Source organism: Porcipelethomonas ammoniilytica, assembly GCF_025567485.1.
In the GTDB taxonomy this organism is placed as follows: domain Bacteria; phylum Bacillota; class Clostridia; order Oscillospirales; family Ruminococcaceae; genus Porcipelethomonas; species Porcipelethomonas ammoniilytica.
Genome location: NZ_JAOQKH010000035.1, coordinates 1 through 6,552 on the forward strand (window position 1 = coordinate 1; position 6,552 = coordinate 6,552).

A 6,552-nucleotide genomic window follows, 5' to 3' on the forward strand; every position below is an offset into this window, starting at 1 on the left:
AAGGAAAATTATAGCTCAGTCGATATTGACAATATAGATTATAAATGAAAGGTATGATATAATGGAATTCAGAAGAATAAGAGAAATAAAAGAATCTGTCAAATCCGAAAAAGAAAAGCTTTCCGATACTCAGTACTGGCTGAAATTTTTGCAGACATCTTCTTACCACTACAAGCATTCATTTGACGATCAGATAATGATCAATCTGCAAAACCCTCAGTTTACTGCATGTTCGGACGCACGTTCATGGCGAAGTCTCAGCCGTGAGCCGCAGGGACACGGTGTTCCTACATTACATAACGGAAAAATACGTTATTTATTTGACATCACCCAGACGTCCACACCGGAAGGTACTCCCCTGCCTTGGATCTGGGAAATCAATGACAGTCAGCTGAATATTGATTACAGCGAATCAGTTTCCAAACATCTAACTGAGAAATATAATCTGGATTCTGAAACTCTGGAGGAACAGCTATATGATATTACTCTTATGCGTACGGCAAAGTATTCAAATGATGATAAATCAGACTTATACAAAGTAGTTGCAGAATCTGCCGCATATTCTTTACTTTACCGCTGCTGTCCGGGAGAAGCACAGCCATCACCCAAAAACCTTACCGGATTAAGTAAATATCCGATTGAAGAAATTGGACAGGCTGTAACAGAAATTTCAAAAAGTATTTTTCTTGAAATTGAAAGTATTGTAAGAAACACAAGGCATAATGCAATTGAAGAAATCAGGAGGAACGAACATAATGAAACAAGAGAAAATGATAGACGGAGTGAGACACGTTCTGAACCCCAAGACAGGGGAATATCTTCCGGATACGGAAATCTTAAAGGGATGGACGTACGTTCTGGACGAGGAGAATTTCCGGTATTATCCGATTTATCTGAGGGAAGTTCCTATAGATCAGATATCGGATCAGGAAAGGAAAGAATTTCTGGAGATGGTAGCAGAATCGGAAAGACAATCGGCGGAGGAAAAAGAGATTCTGGGATTCACGGAAGCGGAATTCGACATAGTACCGGAAGAAATGAGAGAGAATTATTACAAGACGGCATTGGGGTACTGGAAACCGATTCCGGAGGAACTTCTTCAGGAGATCCCTCACGGGAAGTACGTAACAATGCGCAGGAATTATCTTCTCAATCAGAATCCCAAGGAATTTATATGGCTGAAAAACAGCGATCAACTGAACAAACATCTGACAGCCATCAATCTTCAGGCACACGAAATGGAAGATATAATAGTGGAAAAACTCAAGGAGAACAGTCCGGAATACAAAGAAGCGGAGAATCAGGGAGATTACCTGAAAACAGTACAGCTTCAGAACAGTTTTCTGAAAACAGCAGAGGAAGAAATTCTGACAGAACTGATATACAAATAATCGGCAATACTCCGTACAGATACATTCCGCAAAAGACTTACAGAAAGTATGATACCGATATTGCTGCTAAAATTGCTGATAAGCTTGGGGAAAGCGGAATAAAATTCTCCGGTAAAATTGCCGGAGAAACAACAACTATTACAGTCAGCAAAGCTGATATTGAACGTCTGGAGGAGATTGCACACAGCTTTACAGCTGAAAAAGAAAAATTCGCCATTGGCGAATTGAGTAAATCTGTCACGGAATTGTCCGAACATAGGAAAATTAAAGAAAATCCAATGGATAGGGCTATCCGGTTAATCAATGAATACTGTGAAAAAGAATTTGGCTCTCCTGGTAACTTTTCAAATATGGATCACATTGAACTGGCATATAAACCGGATGAGGAAACCGGTCTTGCAGGTATTGAAGCTTATGCCGATCTTGAAACATACCGTATCGTAAAAGAACAGGATGGTAGAGTCGTTGATGAACAGCTTTTTAATTCTCTTGATCATATGAATACTGTTCTTAAAAATCTTGATTTTGACAAACTTATTGAATTGTCAGATAATGATAAATCTGAAATAAAAACTACTGTCTTTGAAAACACAGAAAAGAAATCTCCAGACGTTTCTGAATTATCTGTAGGCGATGTGATTCTCTATGACGGTAAACGCAGAGAAGTTGAACAGATCAGTGAAAATAGTATCAGCCTGAAAGACCTTGACGCTCCCGATTTCGGCGGCATTCTGCTCGGTACTTCCGATGTACTTGCATATAACGGCTGGCAGCAGGATATGAATGAAAAGGGATTTGAAATTCTGTCAAAAGCTGCGCCGCAAATTACATCAAAAGATCACCAATATGTACCGTCACAGCTTTCTCTGTTCGGAGAACCTGTAGTTTATGAATCTGACGCAGAAGAAAAAGCAATCTATGCAGCTTTAATGAGAGGCAGCGGATTTCAGGACGGTAAATTCCGTATTGAAGAATTCTGTAAAGAAAGCCACTCTATAAATGAACTTGCCAAAATGCTTAAAGACGAGTACGGTACAGGCGGTCATTCGGGAAATGAATTTTATGCCTTTGCAAATCACAATTCAAAAGGCATTGAAATTATTCTTAACCGTAAGTATGACAATGAGGAGGGCAGAAAAATTTATCTTTCCTGGAAAGAAGTCGCTGAAAGAATTTCAGAACTGGTATCCAAAGGCGAATATATTACCAAAGCCGATATAGATGACCGTATATATCATGCAAAATACATTTTGAAATACTACGATTCAAATAATGAATTCGATAAACCTTACATAAAGAAAGCAAAGAATACCCTTAAAGAATACGGCATTTTATCTGAAAACAATGAAAGCAATAAGGTCATACCTGAATCTGAAATAACATTTACAAAACCTGTTAATAATTCCGATTTAAAAAATAATATTGAAGAATCAGATGCAAAAAATCCTGAAGAAAATAACAAGCCAGATGTTCCGCAGAAGATTACTGTAGGTGACAGATTTCGTCATAAGATTACGGGTAATATAAGCGAAGTTGTTTCTCTGACAGGCGCATTTCCGTGGATAACCGACGAATGTACGGTCACAAGGGACAGCGGCGTTTTTTCTGTCACTGAAAATATCTCATACAACCAACTGCTGAACAGCGATCTTTATGAATATATCGACCATACTGACAGAACCGTTGAACAAGCTAAAAAATCTATGAAGTCTGACATGAAAATTGAAAACTTCAAAATTACTGGTGATTTTATCATCGAAGGCGGCGCTAAATCGAAATTCAAGGCGAATTCCGAAGCTATCAGAACGCTGAAAATGATTGAAAAGGAAAATCGACCTGCAACACCGGAAGAACAAGTAATACTTTCCAGATACGTTGGCTGGGGCGGATTGTCCGCCGCTTTTGATTCAAAAAATGAACAATGGTCTGCGGAATATTCAGAGCTCAAAAATCTCCTTACTGACGAAGAATACAATGCCGCACGTGCTTCAGTTCTTGATTCCTTTTATACTCCCCCGTTCATTATTGAATCAATATATTCGGCTCTTGAAAATATGGGTTTTCACGGTGGTTCTGTTCTCGATCCTTCTACAGGCACAGGAAATTTCCTCGGTAAAATGCCGGGATCAATGTCAGACAACTCACGTATTTACGCAGTTGAAAAGGACAGCGTTTCTGGCCGCATTGCAAAGCTTCTTTATCCTGATGCTGACATTCAGATCACCGGCTTTGAAAAGCGTGACTTCTCAGACAATTTCTTTGACGTCGCTGTAGGCAACATTCCTTTCGGAGGTTTTAAAATTTCAGACCGCAGATATGACAAATACAATTTTGCGGTCCATGACTATTTTATTGCAAAAACTCTGGACAAGGTACGTCCGGAAGGCGTAATCGCTTTTATCACTTCTTCCGGTACTCTTGACAAGGCTAATCCGTCGGTAAGAAAATACATTTCTCAGCGTGCGGAGCTACTGGGCGCTGTCAGACTGCCAAATAATGCTTTCAAATCCTATGCGGGAACGGAAGTCACCTCCGACATTATTTTTCTCCGGAAACGTGAAAAAATGATAGATATTGCGCCCGATTGGGTGTATACCTCAAAAAATCCAGACGGTCTTGTACTCAACAATTACTTCATTGAAAATCCGGAAATGATTTTAGGAAAAGTTGTGGAGGGAAACAAGCTTTACGGCAAAGGTACTATGGTTGTTCCTTTTGAAAATTCCGATCTTAAAGTTATTTTAAATGAAGCGGTAAAGAAAATAAAAGGAAATTATACCGCTGAAAAGTCTGTTATTGCAAAACCCTCCGGAAAGAAAAAGGATAAATTTAAACCTGAAATTCTTCCTGCCGATCCGACGGTCAAAAATTTCTCATACGCTGAAATTGACGGTAAAATATTTTACCGTGAGAATTCTATTATGACTGAAATCCCGTTTACCGGAAAGAGATACGAGCGTGTAAGCGGAATAGCCGCTATTTCAAAATGCGTCCGTGAACTGCTTAATATGCAGCTTGAGGGTTACTCGGACGAAGCTATTATTTCAAAGCGTACAGAACTGAATCAGCTTTATGATGATTTCACAAAGAAAAACGGATTATTAAATGATAAAACCAACAGAGACATTTTCCGTGAGGACGTTTCACTTCCCCTTGTTCTTTCACTGGAAAAGGTCAAGGACGGCAAGCTTATCGGTAAAGCGGATATTTTTACAAAACGTACATTACAGCCTCCTGTAAGGATAACGCACGCTGATACCGCCGCAGACGCTCTTGCCGTTTCCATTTCTGAAAAAGCAGGCGTCGACCTTGATTTCATGTCCGAACTTATGGACGGAAAAGAAAAAAGTGAAATAATTTCAGATCTTAAAGGCGTTATTTTCTTAAATCCTGAAACGTCTGCATGGGAAACCGCAGACGCATATCTTTCCGGAAACATCAGAAACAAACTTGCCGTTGCTAAGAGTGCAGCTGAAGCAAATCCTGATTTTACTGAAAATGTTTCCGCCCTTGAAGCCGCCATGCCAGACCGTATCGAAGCAGGAGATATTACGGCTAAGCTCGGTTCTCCCTGGATAGACGATAAGTACATTCAGGAATTTATGTATGAGCTTTTTGAAACCCCGAAGTTCTCCCGTAATCTGGGAATAGACAATAATTACATAGGAATTCAGCATAACCCTGCAACTGCTAAATGGAATGTTATGAATAAGTCTCTTGATAAGGATAATATCAAGTCTAATACTGCATACGGTACGTCCCGAAAATCCGGATACAGCATTTTTGAGGACAGTCTTAACATGATCGATACTACCGTTTACGATCCTGTTTACAATCCTGAAAAGGATAAAACAGAATACGTGATAAATCATGATGAAACTCTCCTTGCACGTCAGAAACAGGAGCTTATTGAAAACGCTTTCCGTGAATGGATATTCAAAGANGAAAAATACAATGTTTTGTATAATTCTATACGTCCCCGTGAATATGACGGTTCTCACCTGACTTTTGCAGGAATGAATCCGGAAATAACCCTTAAGAAACATCAAAAGGACGCTGTCGCACACGCCTTATACGGCGGTAACACGCTGTTTGCACACAAGGTTGGGGCAGGCAAAACCTATGAAATGATAGCCGCCGCCATGGAGGGAAAACGTCTGGGACTGCACAATAAATCTCTCCTTGCCGTTCCAAATCATATGACCGAACAGTTTGCAAATGATTTTCTTACACTGTACCCTAATGCAAATATTTTAATTGCACATGAAGACGATTTCAAAAAAGAAAACCGCCAAAAATTGTGCGCCAAAATTGCAACAGGCGAATTTGACGCCATTATTATCGGTCACTCTCAGCTTATTAAAATTCCCGTTTCAAAAGAACGTGAGGAACAGTTCATTCAAGATCAGATCAATGAGCTTATTAATGACATTGCTGAAATGAAAGAACAGAATGCCGAGAGTTTTACCGTCAAGGACATGGAGCGCACAAAACGTGATTATGAAGCTAAGCTTAAAAAGCTTATTGAAAAGCCGATAAAGGACGACATGGTTACCTTTGAGGAAATGGGTGTAGACAAGCTGTTTATTGATGAAGCCGACATGTTCAAGAATTTAAGCGTTTCAACTAAAATGCGCAATATTTCAGGAGTTGCGGCTAACAGAAAAGTTCAGAAAACTCAGGATCTATACATTAAATGTCAGTATCTTGACGAGCTGACAGGCGGAAAAGGTATCGTTTTTGCTACGGGTACTCCGGTAAGCAACAGTATCACGGAACTTTTCATTATGCAGAAATATTTACAGGCTGACTATCTACGTGAAAGCGGTCTTACCCACTTTGACGCATGGGCGGCAAACTTTGCGCAAAAGGTCACAAAGCTTGAATATGCTCCTACAGGCAAAGGCTTCAGGCAGAAAACCAGACTTTCAAAATTCAGCAATCTTCCTGAGCTTATGACCGCTTTCAAGGAGTGTGCTGACATAAAAACCGCAGAGGACTTAAATCTTCCCGAACCTGAATGTGAACGTCACATTATTGCTGCCGAGCCTACGGAAACACAGAAAAATTTAATACAGTCACTGTCGGAACGTGCGGAAAAGATTCACAACAAGCAGGTCACTCCCGATGTTGACAATATGCTTAAGGTTACCACCGACGG

Annotated in this window: 1 protein-coding gene; it reads left to right on the forward strand. The window is 39.9% G+C overall.

Annotation, left to right across the window (positions count from 1 at the left end; genetic code table 11):
* The first annotated feature begins 1,130 nt into the window (after window positions 1-1,130).
* The gene (locus OCV67_RS13760; protein WP_394802709.1) at window positions 1,131-1,391 is read left to right on the forward strand and encodes a TnpV protein; all 261 of its coding nucleotides are present in this window, start codon (window positions 1,131-1,133) and stop codon (window positions 1,389-1,391) included.
* The last annotated feature ends 5,161 nt before the right edge of the window (window positions 1,392-6,552 follow it).